Source organism: Sodalis sp. RH19 (assembly GCF_047324215.1).
Classification (GTDB): domain Bacteria; phylum Pseudomonadota; class Gammaproteobacteria; order Enterobacterales; family Enterobacteriaceae; genus Acerihabitans.
In genome coordinates this window covers 1524474-1545197 of sequence record NZ_CP178734.1, presented here as the reverse complement: position 1 = coordinate 1545197, position 20724 = coordinate 1524474, and the positions used below count along the sequence as shown (strand labels likewise).

At 49.1% G+C, this 20724-nt stretch carries 15 protein-coding genes and 2 pseudogenes; 15 read left to right on the top strand and 2 right to left on the bottom strand.

Going from position 1 to position 20724, the window contains the following annotated elements; translation table 11 throughout:
• Positions 1–390: 390 nt before the first annotated feature.
• The 10 genes and pseudogenes from ACL2XF_RS06950 (at position 391) to ACL2XF_RS06905 (ending at position 9557) form a co-directional block, all read left to right on the top strand.
• Positions 391–1398, top strand: coding sequence for an alpha/beta fold hydrolase (locus ACL2XF_RS06950; protein WP_413728325.1), 1008 nt, complete (start codon positions 391–393; stop codon positions 1396–1398).
• A 745-nt stretch (positions 1399–2143) separates the two neighbouring features.
• Positions 2144–3037, top strand: coding sequence for a LysR family transcriptional regulator (locus ACL2XF_RS06945; protein WP_132921184.1), 894 nt, complete (start codon positions 2144–2146; stop codon positions 3035–3037).
• Between the two features lie 475 nt (positions 3038–3512).
• Positions 3513–3725 carry an AlpA family transcriptional regulator gene (locus ACL2XF_RS06940; RefSeq protein WP_132921183.1) on the top strand — a complete coding sequence of 71 codons (213 nt, stop codon included), beginning with the start codon at positions 3513–3515 and terminating at the stop codon, positions 3723–3725.
• 34 nt (positions 3726–3759) lie between these two features.
• Positions 3760–4062: pseudogene (locus ACL2XF_RS06935) on the top strand (ParA family protein); the annotation flags it as partial.
• Positions 4063–4078: 16 nt separating this feature from the next.
• The gene (locus tag ACL2XF_RS06930) at positions 4079–5821 is read left to right on the top strand and encodes a ParB family protein (protein ID WP_413728324.1); all 1743 of its coding nucleotides are present in this window, start codon (positions 4079–4081) and stop codon (positions 5819–5821) included.
• An 11-nt stretch (positions 5822–5832) separates the two neighbouring features.
• Complete coding sequence (locus tag ACL2XF_RS06925; protein ID WP_132921181.1) at positions 5833–6393, top strand: DUF2857 domain-containing protein; 561 nt, start codon at positions 5833–5835, stop codon at positions 6391–6393.
• Positions 6393–7571 carry an STY4528 family pathogenicity island replication protein gene (locus ACL2XF_RS06920; RefSeq protein WP_132921180.1) on the top strand — a complete coding sequence of 393 codons (1179 nt, stop codon included), beginning with the start codon at positions 6393–6395 and terminating at the stop codon, positions 7569–7571. Before ACL2XF_RS06925 ends, ACL2XF_RS06920 begins: the two co-directional genes overlap by 1 nt.
• Before the next feature lie 248 nt (positions 7572–7819).
• The gene (locus ACL2XF_RS06915) at positions 7820–8644 is read left to right on the top strand and encodes a PFL_4669 family integrating conjugative element protein (RefSeq protein ID WP_413728323.1); all 825 of its coding nucleotides are present in this window, start codon (positions 7820–7822) and stop codon (positions 8642–8644) included.
• Positions 8641–9162: a DUF3158 family protein gene (locus ACL2XF_RS06910; RefSeq protein WP_132921179.1), complete on the top strand. Its 522-nt coding sequence runs from the start codon at positions 8641–8643 to the stop codon at positions 9160–9162. Before ACL2XF_RS06915 ends, ACL2XF_RS06910 begins: the two co-directional genes overlap by 4 nt.
• A complete protein-coding gene (locus ACL2XF_RS06905) occupies positions 9159–9557 on the top strand; it encodes a single-stranded DNA-binding protein (protein ID WP_132921178.1) in 399 nt (132 codons plus the stop codon). Before ACL2XF_RS06910 ends, ACL2XF_RS06905 begins: the two co-directional genes overlap by 4 nt.
• A gap of 159 nt (positions 9558–9716) precedes the next feature.
• On the opposite strand, the gene ACL2XF_RS06900 is transcribed toward ACL2XF_RS06905, so the two are convergent.
• Positions 9717–13529: a DNA-binding protein gene (locus ACL2XF_RS06900; RefSeq protein ID WP_413728322.1), complete on the bottom strand. Its 3813-nt coding sequence runs from the start codon at positions 13527–13529 to the stop codon at positions 9717–9719.
• A 579-nt stretch (positions 13530–14108) separates the two neighbouring features.
• Between ACL2XF_RS06900 and ACL2XF_RS06895 the strand changes: the two genes are divergently transcribed.
• From ACL2XF_RS06895 to ACL2XF_RS06885, 3 genes and pseudogenes are all read left to right on the top strand, one after another.
• Positions 14109–16121: a DNA topoisomerase III gene (locus tag ACL2XF_RS06895; protein ID WP_413728321.1), complete on the top strand. Its 2013-nt coding sequence runs from the start codon at positions 14109–14111 to the stop codon at positions 16119–16121.
• 649 nt (positions 16122–16770) lie between these two features.
• A pseudogene (locus ACL2XF_RS06890) lies at positions 16771–17096 on the top strand (DNA cytosine methyltransferase); the annotation flags it as partial.
• A gap of 125 nt (positions 17097–17221) precedes the next feature.
• Positions 17222–17854: a DUF2913 family protein gene (locus tag ACL2XF_RS06885; protein ID WP_132921176.1), complete on the top strand. Its 633-nt coding sequence runs from the start codon at positions 17222–17224 to the stop codon at positions 17852–17854.
• Between the two features lie 192 nt (positions 17855–18046).
• On the opposite strand, the gene ACL2XF_RS06880 is transcribed toward ACL2XF_RS06885, so the two are convergent.
• Positions 18047–18466 carry a GNAT family N-acetyltransferase gene (locus ACL2XF_RS06880; protein ID WP_413728320.1) on the bottom strand — a complete coding sequence of 140 codons (420 nt, stop codon included), beginning with the start codon at positions 18464–18466 and terminating at the stop codon, positions 18047–18049.
• Between the two features lie 473 nt (positions 18467–18939).
• Here ACL2XF_RS06880 and ACL2XF_RS06875 point away from each other — a divergent pair, with 473 nt between their 5' ends.
• Together ACL2XF_RS06875 and ACL2XF_RS06870 are read left to right on the top strand one after the other, a co-directional pair.
• Positions 18940–19740 carry a GTPase gene (locus ACL2XF_RS06875; RefSeq protein ID WP_413728319.1) on the top strand — a complete coding sequence of 267 codons (801 nt, stop codon included), beginning with the start codon at positions 18940–18942 and terminating at the stop codon, positions 19738–19740.
• 394 nt (positions 19741–20134) lie between these two features.
• Positions 20135–20674, top strand: a complete 540-nt coding sequence (locus ACL2XF_RS06870; RefSeq protein WP_413728318.1) for an STY4534 family ICE replication protein — start codon at positions 20135–20137, stop codon at positions 20672–20674.
• Positions 20675–20724: the final 50 nt, after the last annotated feature.

The window sequence follows — 20724 nt, the reverse complement described above, 5'->3', positions numbered from 1 at the left end:
TTTTAAAATTGGCAATACAACAATAAAATTCTTGCGCTACTTGTTTAGTCGGAAGTCTGCGCCGATATCAACCAACGGTGCTTGGGCCAGTGTTTGAGGCGGGAAGTCGTAAGCGAGATGAGCAACCGCATTGGAGCGCAGGCCAGATTTGTTATCTTGGCGGATGGATGCATACCCAGCCTGATCCATTTACACACGTAAGATTTTGTCACTTTTTGTCCCTTATTGAAAAGGATAAAAAATGGTAGGGTCAAGACTGTACCTTGTTCGTCCCTAATCGAATTTATATTCATTACGATAGCCACTTTCCCAGATGGTAAATGAATGACGAAATGCCATCACTTTTGCCATTTCGCTTGGCGCCTGTCTGTTAATTGGATAGTTCAAATTATGTCTCGTTTTATCAAATCTCTGCTTATAGTCGCCTATTTTTTTGGTTTTATTCATTCGGCCATGGCCGTAACGCCGGTATACGGACCGCAGCTTCAGGGATTCACCTATCCTTATCCACTGCACTATTATTCCTTTACTTCCCAGGGTGTACCCTTGGCAATGGGTTATATGGATATCCCACCACGAGGATCCGCCAACGGCGAGACGGTGGTGCTACTGCATGGGAAAAATTTTTGCGCAGCCACTTGGCAGGATACCATCAAGGCCTTGAGCCAGCATGGTTACCGGGTGATAACGCCCGATCAGATTGGCTTTTGCACTTCAACCAAACCCGAGCATTACCAGTACAGTTTTCAGCAATTGGCCACCAATACCCACTCATTGCTGCTTAGCCTGGGTATCGATAAGGCGATAGTGGTAGGCCATTCTACCGGTGGTATGTTGGCAACGCGCTATGCGTTGATGTATCCCGCCGCAGTGCAAAAGCTGGTGCTGGTGAATCCAATAGGTCTCGAGGATTGGAAAGCACTCGGTGTACCATACCGTACACCCGACCAATGGTATGAACGTGAACTGAAGACTTCCGCCGCTAGCATCCGCCAATACGAACTCACCACCTATTATGTCGGCCACTGGAAGCCAGAATACAACCGTTGGGTGGATATGCTGGCCGGTTTGAATCAAGGGCCAGGGCATCAACTGGTTGCCTGGAATTCGGCGTTAATATACGACATGATTTTTACCCAGCCTGTGGTCTATGAATTCAAGGATTTAAAGGTGCCAACGACGCTGATAATCGGTACGGCGGATACCACCGCCATCGGTAGTGACATTGCGTCTGCGGAGGTAAAAGCAACGCTGGGTCATTATGACCAGCTTGGCAAAGAGACGGTTAAGCGTATACCCGAGGGAAAATTGATTGAGTTCGCGGGTTTGGGGCACGCACCGCAGATGGAAGAGCCGGAGCAGTTCAATAACACTCTTTTGCATGTACTGAACCGATAATTCACTATCAGTGTCTTATAGGCGAAAACCGGCAACCCTGCCAGGTTTTCGCCTTTGAATATTCTGAATCAATATGAGCGGCTAACTATGGAATGACGCATCGGGCTTTCAAATTTCATGCCCGCACCTGATTACGCCCAAAAGAATAAATCATGTCCCGAATCTACATAGTACTAACGTTCAACCTCTCACATGCTGCCCCGTTTAATGCCATATCCAGACACCGGATCATTGGCAAAGGATGACGTTTAGTTAATAAGCCAATATCATGCTGGACAGGGACCAATCGAAAAATGCCAATAGAAACAATCCGATTGAGAATAAGATTGAAAGAAAGCGCCCTCCCTGGACTCGTCAAGCCTCACGAATAACGCATAAAGCGCGTCCTAAAGATCGAAGTTCCATATCCCATGGCTGGATACAAACTTGTATAAATGGGACAAGCCAACTACTTTTTACGAAATGATGAATCTGCAAGCATGTTCATTACCAAAATAAATCCATTTATTCAATAAGTTAACGTTAAAATCGTAAAAGTGCGTGCGGACATACAATATAACATTTCGATATATCAAATCTCTCATTCAACTTTCATTTGAAACTTTAATTACTTATGTACAATATTTATTCCATAATCATCATATACATCTACCGTCGCCGAAGAGTCTTATCTCGTGCATTAATCAAATCAGGCATGTAGGCACTTCCAGCGGGCACCGATTTCCCCCACGAATGGAGATGCAATATGAGGATTCGTCACCTTAAATATTTCTTGGTTATCGCAGAAGAATTGAATTTTACACACGCATCGGAGCGCGTGCATATTGAGCCTTCCTCACTGGCTCACGCTATCCATGACCTAGAGGCACAGCTCAACGTAAAACTACTAAACAAACGTAAAGGAAATATTCAACTAACTTGGCCCGGTGAGGTAATGCTTGAAGAGGCTCGTCGAATGCTATCCTTTTTTGAGGATGCGCAATCTCGGGTACACGCCGCTTCCAACGGCCTGTTCGGCAGGATTCGCATTGGTTTAGCTGACGGACTTACTCAACCACGGCTCACAAAATTGCTTGCGAAAAGCCGTGAAGAAGATCCTACCATCGAAATTCGTATCACTGAAATGACGACCACCGAAATGTGGAGTGCCCTTCGTCACAATCAAATTGATATTGGCATAACCGTAGATGGTGAATTCAAGCAAGGATTCATCGCTCAAAATGTTTGGAACGATTCACCTGCCGTGGCAATACCGACTAATCATCCTCTACTTACCGCCAGTAAAGTGTACTTGCTAGAAGCAATGAAATATCCAATGATTATGTGCCATCCTGAAAAATGTGCGGGTGGTTACAAAGTTGTCTCTCGATGGTTTTCAAGCAGAGCACTTTCTTTGCCTGAAGCGGCCGAATATGTTTCGGGACATGAACAAATGCTGATGCTCGTCGCCGCTGGCTACGGAATCGGAATGGGATTGGCCTCGCAACTTTCTCTCTATACCTACCCAGGGGTGATTGTCAGACCCATGGAAGATGATGTGCCGGAGTCATCAATATGCTTTGTCAGAACGGAGCTAGAACCTGAATGCGCCATCGAGCGTTTTATGCATAGAGCCGAAGTGATTAACAACCTTAAGTAAAATCATGAAATCAATTCCTACCTCTCAGGCATGGTCGATTCATGCGGCCATGTTTTTTTATCATCTTACTGAGAAAATATATCGTTTCGTCAACACTCCTATATGAATTTCCCTTGATCAAAAAAATCCAATCTATCGCAAATTCAACGATAAATTAATCAATATGATCTCTATGAATAGCTCATAATTTTTCCTATGCTGACTGTTTTTTTTCAATTTTTTTCAGCACCATAAAATAAGTGTAGTTAACTAATAATTTAACTTTTTGTTACCTCCTCGTTTCACCATCTATGTTCATTCTTTGGTTCGTGCTACCTCGCTCTTACACCAGCCTGACTAAGCGGTGGAGTACACATTACTCGTCAAAACAATACGGTGAGCTACATGAGCCCATTCTTTGCTGAATTTCCGTGTTGGCTTTCCTGTAATACAGGCTAGTCCCGTGAATGTCACCGTGTACTAAGGAGTAACCAATATGCTTAATAAAACACCTGTTACTGATCAGGAGCATCGCATCCTTCGCCGTGCTGAAGTTGAGGCGAAAACCGGCTTTAAGCGTGCCCATATCTATAACATGATGAAAGAAGGCAAATTCCCCAAAGCCTTGCGACTTGGTATACGCGCCGTCGGATGGGATTCAGCCGAAATTGATCAGTGGATCATGGACCGTCTTAACGAGCGCATCTGACTGCTCCAAGTTTTTCGATAACCAGGAGCAAACTATGCAGGTGATTTCTGTCATTTCGACAAAAGGTGGGGTGGGTAAAACAACCGTCGCCGTGAACCTCGGTGGTTTTATCGCCGATGCCGGACTGCGGGTGCTACTGCTTGATCTGGACATACAACCCACTTTGTCGTCCTACTATGAACTGGTCCACCGTGCCCCTGGCGGTATTTATGAATTTTTGGCCTTCAACAAACGTGATCTTGCGCGCCTGTCTTCCCACACCGCAATCAAACACCTGGAAATGATGTTATCTAACGACGAGCATCGTCAACTGAGGCTGAGATGGATCGCACCAGCGAAAGGGGAAACTGACTATGCCTGATATCTCCCCACAGGATATGGCGGTGAAACTAATGGCCGACGGTTTTACCCGTACTGCCACGGTAGCAAACACCCTAAGCGATCCGATTTCAGATACACCAATAATCGTCACGCTTGACGAACTACGCCCTTATGAACTGGACCCACGCCTAACACGCAATCCACTCTATGAGGAAATAAAGGCCTCCATTCACGAGCGAGGACTTGATGCCCCACCCCCGATTACCCGCCGGCCGGATGCTGACCATTACATCATTCGCAACGGTGGAAACACCCGACTGGCAATACTTCGCGAGCTATGGGCTGAAACAAGGGAAGCGCGTTTCTTCCGTATTTCATGTCTGTTTCGCCCCTGGCCGGACCGTGGCGAAATTATCGCGTTGACCGGCCACCTAGCGGAGGACGAATTACATGGCAGACTATCCTTTATTGAGCGGGCGCTCGGTGTTGAGAGAGCTCGCGAACTCTACGAGCAGGAAACCGGCAAATCGCCATCACAGTCAGAGCTTGCGCGCCGCCTCAAGGCCGATGGGTATCCCGTTCCACAGCCTCACATCAGCCGCATGCAAGAAACCATCCAGTATCTGCTGCCGGCCATCCCGACAGTTCTGTTTGCCGGACTCGGGCGACCACAAATCGAGCAACTGACCAGCCTGCGCCGGGCTGGCGCCAGAGCCTGGGAGTCACTTTGCACGACAAAAAGTTCACCTGTAGATTTCCCCACTTTGTTCCAGGACGTGCTGGCTTTGTTCGACAATGCACCTGGGAACTTCAGCGCTCAACGGGTCCAGGACGAATTGATCGGCCAAATGTCCGAGCTGCTCGGCGTCGAATATGACACATTGGCCTTTGAGATCTTTGATGCTGAAAAGCGCTGGCAAATACTGAGTAGTGAAGCCTCTTCGCCGCCGGTAAACGCGTCTAAGGTAGCCCTCTCAACACCGCAACAGAAAGCGATATCACCCGCTACTTCCAAGGCATCAACCCTATCGCAACCGGCACCAGTCATAATGCCACCGAAAACAGCCGCTATTCCTAGATCTAGCGTGCCGAGTATTATCTCTCCCGTATCATCGCCAAGCGGCGAAACTCCACCGGATGGTCAAGATGAGGGAAATGCCCTACTCGCCTCAGTGCTGCAGGAGCATATCGTCACCCCCGCGGGAACGACAGAAAGGCTTGAGTCGATTCAGCAACTCATTGCCGACCATACCGGTCAAACCCACCCGGACTTCGAACAAAACGTTCTGCGGGCCATCCCCGTGCAGGTTGGCGGTCTTTATCCGATCACCGACATCTGGTACATCGATCCGACGCTGGACGAGCCTGGCCGCTTGCGTACCCATATCGCCCAGTTCGCGAGTGAAATCGCTAGCGAAGCCGGGGATGCTGACAACATTGAAACCTGTGAAATCGGTATTGGTTTTCGGTTCCGTCAGGACGCTGTAGTCTTTGAGCCATTAAGCAGTCCAGTTCTGTCACTGTTACATGCACTGAGTGCGACTTATGATTCCGCTGACTATGCCGCTGCGCGCGCTGAAACGTTGCCCTTGGCAAATGTTCTGGGCCATCTGCTGCTGGGAACTCCAGACCAGGCCAGCCCGTCTCAGGAACAGTTTTACCGGCTCAGCGACAGCGGCCTAGTGAAGCTGTTCCGTTTGCTTAGACTTGCCCGGCGGCTAATGGATATAGAGGCCGGCATCAAAAATAGCGTTAATGCCGTCCACGGGTCATGAGGAGCACCGCTATGTCCGGTCCGCATCCGCTCAACCAGGCAGTGATCGCCCAGGCGCTTCATGATTTGCGCAACGGTCAGTTGCGTCGAGCCAAATCCATGGGATTTGACGATGAGGATTTGGATGCGCTTAAGCGTCCGGCAATGGCTAGCGTACTGGCCAACGCCACCGTGTCTTGGTGCTCCGTCAGCGTGAACCACGATGTGCTACGCCGTTTATTGCGCCAGGTCGACAACGTCACCCAGGAGATCGAACAAATCGATCGACTCCTACGCCTGGGCGCCAGTACCGACCTCATTTGTAAATTCTTTGGCCTGACCCACCAAGAGATAGCACTGCGTCGTAGCATAATCGGTTTGCCCAGGCGTAAGGGCCGCCATCCCATACTGACTGAGGAGCAGGACACCGATTTATGGCACCGCTGGTCCGCCGCCGTGAAAAAATCCGGCATAGCACCGACAAACGATATGGCAATGCTGGACATCGCTGCCGACTTTGCAGAAAACACGGCTCTGCCCCTTTCAGTTATCTGGAATGCCATACGCGGATGGATTGATGAAGGGTTGACCTGATGGATAGTCCACGCCGATCTCGCGGCCCCGTACCGCTGGACGAGCTGTTCGATCAGGCGTTTCAACGCCTCGACATTCAGCACTCGGTTTTGGCCAGACCACTATCCTCGCCGACCGACGGGTTCATTTTCAGTGGCAATAGGCACGATAGCGTGCCGCGCGCCCTGCTGCTCGATAAACGTCTGACCCCACTTGAACGCAACGCCTGGCAGGTCTTCCGGCTTTTGCTCAATGAGGATGGCATCACCGTTTTGCCCACCTACAACCAGTTGGCTCCTTGGCTGGCATCGATGCCATGTGCCGCGCGCGCGTCACATGAAACGGTGGCTCGCGCCCTTACACTGCTGCGGCTGACGCGCTGGCTGAGTCTGGTCAGGCGTCGCCGTGACCCGATGACGGGACGTATACAGGGCAATCTGTATGTCCTGCATGACGAACCGCTCACCCCTTACGAAGCGATCCAGCTTGATACAGATTATTTGGAACTGGCCAGCAAGTCTCTGGCGCATGCCAACAAATCAGTACAGCGTGTGGGCATGCATACCCTGAGAGAATTGACAGAAGACCCCATGCTCAAGGGGCAAGTACTACCAAGTCGCCTGCAGGTATTGTCGCAGCGATTGCAGGCTCAAGGCTGGGACGCGGCATCAAGTTATCCACAAGGAATGGATAATTACGATCCCGAAGACCGGACAAAAGACCTTCTTCGGAATTGTGATGCACCGTCTTCGGGATCCGAAGCAGGTGAGAAAACCAGCAAAACCCACTCTCTTCGGGATCCGAAGGCTGATAGTACAGTACGTAAAAAAGAAAAAATAAAAGAAGTACGTACAGTACCGCGCGCGCAAGGCGTTTTGCACCTACCCGGCCGTTTCATGGCGCTCAGTGCCGAGCAGAAGACTGGCGCACTGGCGGCATTACAATCGCTCGACTCGGAGCTACACCAGGCCATTCTGGAAGAATGGGATGTCCGGTGTGGATCCAAAGAGGTGCGCAATCCAGCCGGCTACTTGTTTGGTATTATTCAGAAGGCCATGCGCGGCGAGTTTCACACCTGGGCGGGACAGAAGACAGCAACGGCAAGCCGAGCACCCGAGCCACAATCTTCGCGACCGGTTGATCTCGAGGGCGCACAAGCGCATATCGCCCGGCTACGCGCCTTACTTCGTTTGTCATAACCGCAACTGATATGAAGACCCCTCTCATAATAAAATTATCATCCGTGTCCGAATGTCTGCTGAATTCCATAGCCGCCTATACCACTGGTATAGCTCTACACACAGCTTTCCGGCACCGAATGGAACATGCAAAGTCCTGACGAAACTTATCCCACAAACAGGCTGTCCGGCAGTGCGGTTTAATGACTGACGGCATTCCGAATAATACCGATGCTAACGACTCATTTCATCAACGATGAGTCATCGCTATGGCAAACGAAACAGAATCTTTGCAGTTGAACCTGGGATCATTACGCAGCGCGATGTCGCTGACACTGCATACCCATCACGCTTCTCGCATCTGGCACGGACGAGCGGCTACCGAGGGCAAGCCTGGCATTGTCGGCTTGAATGGTTTCGTTGCGATAATGAACAAACTCAAACGCGGTGCAGAACAAGACGATCCCTATTCCGATTGGTGGATGCTGCGTATCGAAGACAAACTCGCCGCCACCAGCGAGCAACTCCAGAACCTGCGCGAACAGGTTGACCAGGCGCTGGCAGAGGTGCCACCGGCCCTGTCGCTGGGTGAGAACCTCAACGTGCAACCTGTGAAGTTGCCGCTGTTCGTGGCATCCCAACTCGGCTTCATGGCGGTCTACCTGCTTGCCGATTATGACGATCTGGCCCGGCGCATGATCCTGGCGCATCACACTGCCATGATTGACCGCAGCACGCTGGAGCGCTGGCTTAAAGAAGGCGCGCATGCATTACGTAGTCTTTTCAGTCTGGCGCAACAGTACCGCTACTCTGGCACGAAGCGTGACGATTTTGCCGCGAACAATGCCGCGGCGCGCGTTGTCCTGGAGAAATATGGCGAACTGCCGCAAGACGTGCTTGAAGGCACCCACCGTTCCCGATTTGCGCCGCCACTGCAACATCGGTTGACGATACCCACAACATCACGTCGCGATGAAACTGAACAGGGTGTGACGGATGATAGCCCCGGTCTCGTAGCCGGTACGCCAACCCCTCAGGCTGGATTGCCTAAAGACGAGGCAACCGATTTCGATGACGAAGGGGAGCCAGAATGAACGTTTCGAATCGTTTTGTCGGGCTGGAACAGGCAGACTTCCGCAGTCTGGAACACGCAGCCTACCTAAAAGGCCTTTTAAGACCTTTTAAAGGTAAGGGGAGTCTGGAGGACTGGGCCAGCCAATGTATTTCACTGCGCGACGACCTGATCGCACTGGCGCAACGGCGAGTGATGCCGCAGACCGACACCTACCCATTCAACCTGCTATACGTGCAACTGGCCCAGCAAAAGACTGGCGCAGGGACGACCTTCCTACGCTGGCGCAACCCTGACCGTTCCAGGATGGGTGTAGGACTGTGGGAAGAACTGATGAACAGCTCATTACAAAGAATGCCCTCTACCCTTCGTGAGAACCTTTACGCCATTGAGCAACAACGCATCGTACTCAACATGCAAATCAGCCTCACCCATCACTTCGCCCGACAGGCTATGGACTGCGCCAGCAAAATGGCACAGGCCGAAGCAGTTTACCAGCGGTACAACATGACCCACACCACTGAGGAACACAACCTATGAGCACACATTTCTACGGCGAGGGCAATATTGGTTCTGCGCCAGAATTCCGGGAGTTTCCAAACGGCAACGAGGGGCCGCGTCGGCTGCTGCGCCTGAACATCTATTTCGACAACCCGGTACCGATCAAGGATGGCGGCTTTGAGGATCGCGGAGGCTTCTGGGCCCCGGTGGAGATCTGGCATCGTGATGCCCAACACTGGGCCGGTCTTTACCAAAGGGGGATGAGGGTGCTAGTTGAAGGCCGCACAGTACGCGATGAATGGGAAGACGCCGACGAGAACGAACGCGTGACGTTCAAAATTGAGGCTCGTCGTGTCGGCATACTGCCGTACCGCGTCGAGTCGCTGAAGCTCAGTCCGAAACCGACGGCGGAAGAACAAGCGGCGGTTAAGTAATTAAGCAGTTTTACAGGCGAAACTTGTGAACTAGGGCCGCCTGTGCGCCCAGAACGGGACTATTATCGGTTGCAAGGTGTACAAGCCGGCAGCCCAGCAGTTGGGGGGGAAATCCTCGAATTAGGGATTCTTCCGGAAATCCCTTTACGATTCAAAGGATTAATCCAAAAAGACTTCCTCGTTTAAGTCCGGACGGATCTCGATACTAAATCTACCGTCATCCCTAATTGACCATTTTTTAATCAAGTCTTTATTCTGGAATGCTGCCAGCAAGGATGATGCCTCCTCAATATTAACGAGGGTGAGTGTTGCCTTATATTTCTGATTGAAGATTTTGGAGTATTCTTTTTCACTTAGATACTCTACTAAAACAGCAACATCTGCTCTTCGATTATAGCTAGCATCCAGTAACTTAATAATTATTTTTATTTTAAGTGAGTCATTATCTGATATCGCAATGATAGACTGCATCACTTCATGTGAAGTAGCAAGATTGTCAAGAAACGATGCATTATACTTATCATGATATCTTACCAGCAGAGTAGCCTTTTCTTTCGTATTGAATTTATCGGAATTATTTATGGCCTGTAGCATTTTCTCAAGGAATGTATCTTCGGCAGATGAATGAAGATAGTAATTGGTATCGCGGAAAAACTCTTCTTTATTTTTTGAAAACCAGTTAACAAAAACCTCTACGACGGCAACTTCATTTAATTTAATGAAAAGCTCAGAGATTTTATCAAATACATCTGAATCAAGGGTAAGTTTATTGTTTTTAACAAGCCTATTGAAGTTATCAATACTAAGTCGCTCGTCAAACTCATGGATATTTATATAGACAGATTTCATGGCTTCAGCATATGCACTGTCGCTGAGCTTATCATTACAAATGACCTTCATATAAAGGAGGTCATAATTTGCTCCATCAACTACTCCGGCGTCTCGATTGCTTAGGTATATCGCATGCTGCTCAATATAGCCTGTCAGAACGTCTTGATTGCAGTCTTCATAAATGTAGGCAAGAAGCGTTTCCCAGCTTGGTGCAACACGGTCGTAGCGATAAAACATGTCATGGTAAGAAAGGAGATCTTCCCCCACATCTACCGCTTCAGTAAAGCGGCCAAGGTCTGAAACGGTAAACGTCATGTTTTTAAGGATCTCAATCCTGAGTGCATCGCTCAGCGCAGGGTGTTTGAGCATTTTCACTACCGTTGCGCTATCCTCTTCTGAATCAATAAAGATGTCGCGCACAAAAGTATCAATATTATTGTCAACATACTCTCTTACTGTATTTAGCTGGTGTTCATTAATTAACGAAAAGGGTGTTTTATCAACCTGTTCGCAATCAATATTTTTATTTTCCAGCAATGCAGAGACAACGATCCTATAGTTCGATTTTGTGAAAGTGTACATAAAGTTATTTGCCACAAACTTTAAAGCCTGATACTCAATATCAACAACAGGCAATGCAACTTCATCATATACAACACCGAGCGATTTTATGTTATCTAAAAATGGATTTATCGTTGCGGCATCAAGACTGGATATAATACCATAACCCCTATTTTTCACGAATGTTTGGTATTTGTTTCGTTGTATAGATGCTTTGAGGCTGACATAGGCTATCATATTAACCGTAATTTTGGTTTGTATAACACCTGTTCCACTTTCTTCAAGAACTGATACCATTTTGTCGAGATAACGGTTTTCTTCCAGTGCAGCCTTGATGAATTGTACAAATAATGAAGGTTGAACAAATTTAGTATCTAATACTGTAAACACAGGTATTATTTTTGTTGAATATTTATTAAAAATCGCCGAGATCATTTCATCAAGATTTGAAATACAATTGTTCAGCATATACGCAACAACTTGGTGGTGTATCGCTCCCTCACGATATATAAAATGCTGGCTTACCAATTCTGCAAGAACTTCTTTTTCATTATCAAGAGAATAGTTATCATTAGCTTCTTCGCAACTTATATATCTACCTACTGATTTAATGTAATCATTGTCATTAACGGAAATGGAACCCTCTTGGAATATAGAACGGAACATCATGAAATCCTGCATCAGAAAACCATTCGCAAGCAAATAGTAAAGTGCTTCAAATCCTCCGTGACGAAGACCTGAGCGGATAGTCTTGAGTTGCTCTTCCCCAATAATATCGGGATCATTCATACTTTCAAAATATTGCTCAGCTAGCTCCTTGAATTTGACCCATCCGATCAACTTCGTTAGCTCTGATAATGATATCGCATTACGTGTTCGGATGTTTTCCTTTACCATTTCTATTTCAGACAGTATTTTCTTGTATTCGGCATCCCTGCCAGAGGCTACTAACACTGCTCTGCGGTTATACTCATCAATTACATTGCTTTTTCCGAACTCTATGTAATGATCCCCATATCTCTTGTCGATAAGCCCAATATATGTTTTCTTTGATGAACTGAAGAAGGAAACGAAATCACTTTGGTTAACACATAGACCATCAGCGTTATAGTAGGTTTTACTAGAATAAGAATTTTCTGCAAGTGCAAAATTTACAATGCTCCATAATTCCTTCGAGACATATCTACAAATAATTTCTTCTCTTACATCTGAATCCGAGGTGGCTTTTTCTTTTTTAATAATTTCAAGTTTAATAGATAATTTATCTAATTTATCATCAAGGGAGGAAAAATATTCTTCATGTAGCTTCCTTTGCCGATAATCATTTATGAACGAATAAAGGACACCAGATTTCTTATCAACGAGATTATAATCCTGGGCGTACAGATTTTTATAAAAAACCAGTGCAAATATTTTTGCATCATTATGATTATTATCAACAACCTGCTTGAATAGATTGAATTCATTGGCAATGTTTTGTAATGAGCGCATATCGCTTATATACAATGATGTTTGCTTAAGAAGACTATCTTCTGCAACTGGGAAATCTTTAAGTTTGTTTTTCAGATGCGTGTAAGCGTTTCGGCTATCCATGATTGGGATAATTGGAAGAATGAAGTCGAAAAATTTAGTCCGTACATCAGCCCCCAAAAAAATATCATCTCTGCATGCGTACACGAATCTGACAGGTTCGCTCCCGATATTATTATTCACAATCTGGTTGATCTCTCTAAGTTTTACAAAAACCTCTGTATTACCCAGTCTATCTAGATCTTCAAAAACAACTATTTTCCGTCTTGTCCGGGAGAAAAAGTAGACGATTTCATCCATGCAATTATTGAGCAGTGATGGTGAATCCTGGGTGGTTATATCAGCGCTACCTTGCAAAAATGCTATTTTGCTGAGTTTTAATTTCTTATCAAAAATACCAGCTTTGGATGCCACGCTGACAATACTGAACAAAGTTATTAATGCAAAAACCGATGATAGTCCAAACCGTAAAAGATAAATGCTTTTAAAATAGAGAATATTATCTGCTTCAGCGCCAAAAAACGTTAGTATTTTTGGGGTAAACACTGATAAAAAGAAAAGAGATAACGGGACTACAATTCCTAGGGAAGAGATGAACAGTGAAATTATATGCTTTTTGTTTCTGTTCTGAATTCGGTCTATTCGAGAATCGGGAAGGTTTTCACGACTTTCCTTGTAAAGGATCTGCTGCAGTATACTGAGCTCAACCTCAGCATTTTCATGTGGTTGTTTGTTCCCTTTTTCCGATATATCAAAATCGGCCAATGAAACATTGATATACCCGTTTTCGTAACGTGTATTCAAATAAGAAAGAATTACCGTACTTTTACCGGCCCCATAAGGACCAGTGATAGCAATATTCTTGGTGTCTTTCTTTGAAAAGGCGAAATCCAAGGCTTTGAAGTATTCACGGACGCGTTCGTCGGTTATTATTTTTGGTGTCAGCGTGTCATAAGTTACATCATCTTCTGCGCTCTCAATGACAGGCTGACGGCGAAAATATGTCTGAATTTTGCTAAACAGCCCTTTTATCCTGCATGAAAGTATCATCTATTTTCCTTCATCCTCATAGGATAAGCCTTATTTATTAGTATGGTTTACAAATTAGGATTTTCGACCAGTTATTTCTTAACATGCCTATGATAATATTACATTTTCCCCTTCGATGGTACTAATAACGATGATAAAATTACATGTTGTAAATCAAAGGAATCGATAACTACAGCCATGTTAATTTAAGTTGTCGCTAACGCACCTCTTAACCAGTCGGTCATGAAACTTCTGATTAGCCTGTTCTAGCTCCCCCGATGATGTTAAGAGTCCCCAGTATGCGATCGAATTGAGTCCGACCAATGCAGCTGTGGGCATGTGGGTTGTTGATGCGAAAAAAATCGCATTATTTTTTATAAAATATCAGTTGTCCCACCCGTTTTGGTTTTTATTAGCGTACTGATAAATGAGATTTTTAGTTGAGTTCTGCGTTTCTGACCATACCTCGACCTGAGACGTCCTCCTATGGGTCTGCTAATAGAATACGGTAGCGACCTGATCCCGGTTTTCTGCTGACTGTGAAGACTCAATCACACAGATTGTTATGCATCCTGTAATCACATGTTTGCCGGAACTCAAATGCGAATTTATCTGTGCGAGAAACCGTCTCAGGGTAAAGACATCGGGCGCGTTCTGGGCGCAAAGCAGCGCGCCGATGGCTACCTCAATGGGCCGGGAGTCGTCGTAACATGGTGCATCGGCCATCTCGTCGAGGCCGCGCCGCCAGAAACTTACAGTAAGCAGTACAAGCGCTGGTCCATTGAGCAGTTGCCCATCATTCCCGAACGCTGGCATGTTGAGATCAAATCCAAAACGGCCTCCCAGTTCAAGGTCGTCAAGGCGCTGCTGGCTAAGGCCACCGAACTCATTATAGCGACCGACGCCGACCGAGAAGGCGAGCTAATCGCCCGCGAGCTCATCGACTTATGTGGCTATCACGGGCCAATTCAACGCCTGTGGCTGTCGGCACTGAACGATGCGTCCATCCGCAAAGCGCTCAGTGCGTTGAGGCCTTCAGCCGAAACGTTACCAATGTACTATTCGGCTCTGGCGCGCTCCCGAGCCGATTGGCTGGTTGGCATAAATCTGAGCCGTCTGTTCACCGTTTTGGGACGCCAGGCCGGCTATGATGGCGTATTCTCGGTCGGCCGCGTTCAAACGCCGACACTAAGGCTGATTGTTGACCGCGACCGCGAAATCGCGCGATTTGTGCCCTTGGCTTTCTGGGCCATCGGCGTGACGCTGTCGGCAAATGGACAACCGTTCACTGCGGAATGGATTGCGCCTGACGCCTGTAGCGACGGCAATGGCAGATGCCTGCAGGAGAGCGCCGCGCAACAAGCGACACAACGTATTCGCGCGGCCGGTACTGCTCAGATAATATCAGTCGACACAGAGCGGATGCGTGAAGGCCCACCGCTGCCTTTCGACCTCAGCACGCTTCAGGAAGTCGGCTCCAGGCAGTTGGGACTCGACGTGCAGGAGACACTGGACATTGCTCAGGTATTGTACGAGACGCATAAAGCGACCACTTATCCGCGCTCCGATTCAGGCTTTCTACCTGAAAGCATGCTGACCGAAGTGTCCACGGTCCTCGACAGCCTGCTCAAAACCGACCCCACGCTGCAACCGTTCATCGACCAGCTCGATCGCAACCAACGCTCGCGTGCCTGGAACGACAGCAAAGTCACGGCACACCACGGTATTATTCCAACGTTGGAGCCGGTCGATTTTTCGAAGCTGAACGAGAAAGAGCGGGCAGTTTACCGGCTAATCCGTGCGCATTATCTTGCACAATTTTTTCCCCACCACGAATTCGACCGCACCACCGCGCGTCTCACCTGTGGTGGTCAAATGCTCCAGGCCGTAGGCAAGCAGGTGATCATTCCAGGCTGGCATCTGGTGCTGACCGAGCCGCAGCCGGATAATGATGGCGACGTTGCTGCCAGCAGCCAAGTATTGCCTGCGCTATACCAGGGTCTGTCATGCCATGTGAACGGTATCGATCTCAAGGCACTCAAAACGCTGCCCCCAAGGCATTACACGCAGGGAGAGCTCGTTAAAGCGATGAAGGGTGTCGCCAAATTGGTATCCGATCCTCGCCTGCAACAGAAACTTAAAGACACTGTGGGCATCGGCACCGAGGCAACACGAGCAAACATCATCAGTGGCCTGCTGACCCGCGGCTACCTGCTGAAGAAAGGCCGGGCGATCCGCGCTTCAGACGCGGCGTTTACACTCATTGACGCTGTACCGGCGGCTATTGCCGATCCGGGCACAACCGCAATCTGGGAGCAGGCTCTGGACAGGATTGAGGCCGGACAACTGACGTTGGACATATTCATCGAAAAGCAATCCATCTGGCTGACTCAATTGGTTCAGCAATACCGCGGCTTTACCTTGTCCATCCAGGCCCCTGAAGGCCCAGCCTGCCCGATTTGCGGGGCCGCGACGCGGCAGCGTACCGGCAAAACCGGCGTCTTTTGGTCATGTAGCCGTTATCCCGATTGCAAAGGCACCGTGTCGATCGAATCCTCCGGAGGCGAACGCACAACCGCCCGCAAGCGGCGTGCGGCTCCCAAGGCGTGTTGAGATCAGATAAGTGCTGCTCGTACCGCGATTTCCCGCGGTCGTCAGGCATTGTCCCGCAAACAGCGGGGTATCCCGAGCATGTCCCCACCTTCTGCAAAGGCATGTATCCCGCCAATACTTCGTGTTGCTGGTAGGGATGGAGGTATTTTTCTGCCTGGTTGCGTAGGCGCAACCTGTTGATCAACGATGTCTACGTCCGACCCGAAGGGTCTCCTAGTGACTTGTGCGCGAGATGCCAGGAGACCCCTCGGGGACGACGGTGTTCGATACCGGTACCCGCCGGTGAAACAATGGGTTCCTTTTGTGCGCGGATGTGCGCCGAGCGATACCGACCCCAGCCACGAAACGGGTCGGGTGAGATCTGTTTCAGCGACAGGCCTTGACGACGGCCAAGTCTCTGCAACAGCCACGGGTGGTCCCTCTTTCCCCCGCTGGAGGCATGCTGCCTCCGGCGCCCTGTTCCTCTCCTTCTTAAGATTGAACGTCGTCGGCCCCACAAGCCGGCCAGCATCGGCGCCTTCGCCCCAACCAGAACAGGAGATGACCCATGAACCATCCACCGCTTAAATATGGCAGTGTGTGCAGCGGCATCGAAGCCGTGAGCCTCGCCTGGCAGCCCTTGGGCATGATGCCAGCTTGGTTCTCGTAGATTGAACCGTTTCCCTGCGCTGTCCTCGCCCACCATCACCCACAGGTCCCGAACCTGGGCGATATGACCACCATCGCTGCCCGCATACGCGACGGCAGCGTCTATGCACCCGACATTCTGGTAGGCGGTACCCCTGCCAGGCCTTCAGCATTGCCGGCGTTCGCCAGGGTCTGTCAGACCCACGCGGCGCGCTGACTATCAACTATATGGAGTTAGCCGATGCAATCGATCAAACCAGAGAAGAGCAACACCAACAACCGTCGGTCGTTGTCTGGGAAAACGTCCCAGGCGTCCTCAGCGACCACCCTCTTTCAAGAGGGTGTTTTCATATACACAATCCTTTATGTTAAGGAAAGAATATCAAGATTAATGGTTTATCCCTGCCTTGAGTCTCCGTACAATACCGGCTTTAGATAATATTATCTGATGATGCGCTAAGTTAAGGAAAAGTATGCCGTCACACCAGAACCAGGATCTTACAGAAGAAGTTGCTGGTTTTTTAGCCCATTTCTCATTTTGCGCTCTGGTGGCGCTGAATTTGGCTCGTCAGGACGGGCGCGCCGGCAATACCGTGTCAGACCATCTGTTTTTGATGCGCTGGCTTGAAGGCGCTCAGCGGCAAAAACGCTTCCCCCGGGAAGTCGCCGCCGAGATGCTTTTACTTCAGCGTTTAGGCAAAAAAAATGGCCCTCCAGCTAATTTGCCTAAAAAACTGCAACACCTATGGGAAATTTGTACCGGTATTCGACCGCAACTCAGCGATGTGGCTCTATTAAACACTGCCATTGCGCAATTAAAAGAAAACGGTTGGCTCAACGAATTACTCAGCCAAGCGGAATGGCGCCAGGGTATTCCGACGGATATTGTGCATTCCGGCATTAATGCCATCCTGGCCGAACGCCTGGCGATTGAATCAGCATTCAGCAAAAACGGCATGCTAATGTCTCCCCTGGAGTTTTTGATTTGCGGTGACGCCGCCGCTGCCATCAATGCGTTCACCGACGTTTCATTGACCTTGAGCTCCACATCAGAACCACAAAAATTCCAACTGCTGCCGCCGGTAGCGGCCATAAAGACAGCATGAAGCAAGCTAGGGATCTCACAAGGCATATTCAATTGGATAATGTTGCCTCTTTTGAGAATCAAGACAAATGCCCATCAGGGCACTCCAAAGCCCTGCGTATATATATGGCTAATGGGATTATACGTTTGTCGTCGAATATATCGAGATGCTCTATCACTATCGGAAATAGCGCGTGTTTAAACGGAACTGAAGCTACCATTCACTTGGAAATTGCGTCATACCCCCACCCTGAAATTCATTAGGGCGACGGTTGAATCCATAGCGACTATAAAACTCATCTTTTCCCAGTGCCGCCATTAGCCCTATCACGGAGCCTGGCTTTGCTGTGGCATGCAAGAATGCCATGACCTCATCCATTAATCGTTTTCCGTATCCTTGGCCGCGCAGACGCTCAATTACGCTCACATCCTGAATATAAAAGGCCAGACCACCGTCACCGACCACCTGCGCCTTACCAACCAATTGCCCCGACTGACGCAGGGTGACTGAGAAAAGGGAATGTTGTAAAGCCAAGGTGGTTATGTCGGATGCTGCACTTCCCCACCCCAGGGTTATGCGCATAGCATTGTATTCATCTGCCCCGGGAATTTCATGACGAAGTGTGATCTTCAATTATCCATTCCTTATTTATCCTGACTTTGGCCTGGGAAATTTATACTTTTTATTTTTATTAGGTGATCAATATATAACATTTTTCCCTTGTATCTTTGTAGGAATTATCCTTTTCCTGCCCCTAGTGGTGGGACTCTTTTCTCTACTTCTTTACTCATCCTATTTTAACGATGGGGGTTAAAGAACGGCGCACCCAGATTATCGTTGGCAATACACCCTTTCAATGACGCATCAATAAGGGATGCTTCAACTGCGGATTTATCGTCGCTGACTTTGCCAGGAAATGCCAGTCTGACGCATTGTTCTGCTGACGCTGTCAGTAACATACCCAGGTAGTCCCGGCCTTTAAGACTACGGTGCGACCTGTCGTGCTGGCCATTATCCTCTCCGACGCTTTTCGCGTCTTGTTACTCACCCCTCAAGGGCATCTTCCCTTGCAGGGCGGGTGCCCTTGGTTTCCACAAGGAGTTCCCATGGATCATCAAGCCATTCGTACCCTGATGCCAAAGCTCGTATCGGGTCATATTCCTCGCAATAGCCGGACGTTCAAATTTCGAGTCTTCGACGGGCAGCCGCAGCCGTCCACACTCGGCTTCTACATTGATCCCAAACCGTTCGAAGGCAAAATTATCGCCAAGACCGACGAGGCCATCATCGTCAAAACCGGGCGTGCCGACTTCGCTGCTCTGGATCGTCATTTGGCCACCCAGGAGCCGGACGAAGGCGCGAAGGTGCTGGTTCAACCCTACGCTCGTCGGCGTTTCGACGGTCAGCGCGCGGATACACCCGAAGAGCGCACAGAGTTCGCCTCGGACGGTACGCCCTACATTGTCAAAACGTACATTCTCGGATCAGCACCTGCGAAGTTGCCGGTCCCTGAACTGCGTTGCCCGGAGCTGCAGGAACTAGTTCATCAATTGGAGCAATTGCCTGTATCCGATGGTTTCCGGCGCATAACCCACATGCTTGTGGATGCGGGTGCCAAGGACTTCAACTGGGTCGATCCGCTGCCGCGCGACATCATCAAGACGCCGCCGGCGGTAAGCTTCACCGTTTCCACGGCGAAATTCCAGGGCCAGGTCACCGTGCTCTATAAGCGCGGCGATGACCTCTATGCCGTGGAACTACGTCGCGGCGAAGAGCTGGTCCAACGAGTAGATGAGATTTTCTTCGATATGCTCGGGGAAACGCTGGAACGTCTGATCGATGACGGTACCTGGAAGCAAATCCGGATAGAAGTCGTTTCTGAAAAACGTAGGGTAACTGGTAATTGAAACCGATATGTGACGTTTATTCCAACATAGCCTCCGCAGCCGGGGGCTTTTTTTCAACCCTTAACCCCACACTTTCGTCCGCTCAAGGTGGGCATATCGCCACGAATACGGACACCGGGCAGTACCAATTATTGGTCGATCTCAAGCGGAACATGCGGCACGCTTTGACCATGTTCCGCTGACGATGTCAGCGACATGCCAGGCAGCTTTTGGTCTTTGAAGTTGCGCACAATTTACCGTGTGACCGAACCAGTTCGCACCGCATCCTCGCGCGAACGGCCACCGACCTGTCGGTGGTGATGCTTGCTTTATTCCCTTAACCCACCGCGGTGTTACACACTTTCCCTCAGGGGCGAGTGTGTCCGCTTTTTTGTCCCCAAGCCTGGAGATCACCATGACTATCTCAACCACCGAAAAATCTTTCTTCGATCTGCACATCTCGGGTCTCGGATATCTCAATCGTATCCGCGAAGTGAAACCCAAGAAAGGCGATGCTTTTCTTGCCTGTGACATTGCAGCGCTTAACGGTCCCAGCGATGACGCCTCATATGTACGTTTCGATACGCGTGTATCGGGTTCGGAAGCGCAGCACCTGGTTCGTCGCTGCATCGACGCCGTTGAGGCGGAGAAGAAAGTGATGATCGGGTTCCGCCTCGGCGACCTGTGGACCGACACCTTCACTTATTCCAAGGGGAAGCGTGCCGGCGAACAAGGTGTAAGTCTCAAAGCTCGGTTGCTTTTCATCAGTTGGATCAAGGTAGATGGCAAACAGGTTTATAAGGCCGAGACGAAGTCGACCGATACTGGCGATCATGAAGCGCAAACCACTGCGACGTCCGTTGCACCTTTATCACAGGAAGAGCCAGAACCCTCCACACCTGCTACCGAAGCCGCCGCTAATACCTCCGTATCAGCCGTTGCCGAATCGTTCTGATCGCAAGGCCCCTCCCAGGGGCCGTTTTTTTCCCGACAAAAAACCGGACA

Coding starts and splice junctions, on each gene's coding strand:
- ACL2XF_RS06950 (WP_413728325.1), top strand. CDS start 391: ATGTCTCGTTTTATCAAATCTCTGCTTATAGTCGCCTATTTTTTTGGT.
- ACL2XF_RS06945 (WP_132921184.1), top strand. CDS start 2,144: ATGAGGATTCGTCACCTTAAATATTTCTTGGTTATCGCAGAAGAATTG.
- ACL2XF_RS06940 (WP_132921183.1), top strand. CDS start 3,513: ATGCTTAATAAAACACCTGTTACTGATCAGGAGCATCGCATCCTTCGC.
- ACL2XF_RS06930 (WP_413728324.1), top strand. CDS start 4,079: ATGCCTGATATCTCCCCACAGGATATGGCGGTGAAACTAATGGCCGAC.
- ACL2XF_RS06925 (WP_132921181.1), top strand. CDS start 5,833: ATGTCCGGTCCGCATCCGCTCAACCAGGCAGTGATCGCCCAGGCGCTT.
- ACL2XF_RS06920 (WP_132921180.1), top strand. CDS start 6,393: ATGGATAGTCCACGCCGATCTCGCGGCCCCGTACCGCTGGACGAGCTG.
- ACL2XF_RS06915 (WP_413728323.1), top strand. CDS start 7,820: ATGGCAAACGAAACAGAATCTTTGCAGTTGAACCTGGGATCATTACGC.
- ACL2XF_RS06910 (WP_132921179.1), top strand. CDS start 8,641: ATGAACGTTTCGAATCGTTTTGTCGGGCTGGAACAGGCAGACTTCCGC.
- ACL2XF_RS06905 (WP_132921178.1), top strand. CDS start 9,159: ATGAGCACACATTTCTACGGCGAGGGCAATATTGGTTCTGCGCCAGAA.
- ACL2XF_RS06900 (WP_413728322.1), bottom strand. CDS start 13,529: ATGATACTTTCATGCAGGATAAAAGGGCTGTTTAGCAAAATTCAGACA.
- ACL2XF_RS06895 (WP_413728321.1), top strand. CDS start 14,109: ATGCGAATTTATCTGTGCGAGAAACCGTCTCAGGGTAAAGACATCGGG.
- ACL2XF_RS06885 (WP_132921176.1), top strand. CDS start 17,222: ATGCCGTCACACCAGAACCAGGATCTTACAGAAGAAGTTGCTGGTTTT.
- ACL2XF_RS06875 (WP_413728319.1), top strand. CDS start 18,940: ATGGATCATCAAGCCATTCGTACCCTGATGCCAAAGCTCGTATCGGGT.
- ACL2XF_RS06870 (WP_413728318.1), top strand. CDS start 20,135: ATGACTATCTCAACCACCGAAAAATCTTTCTTCGATCTGCACATCTCG.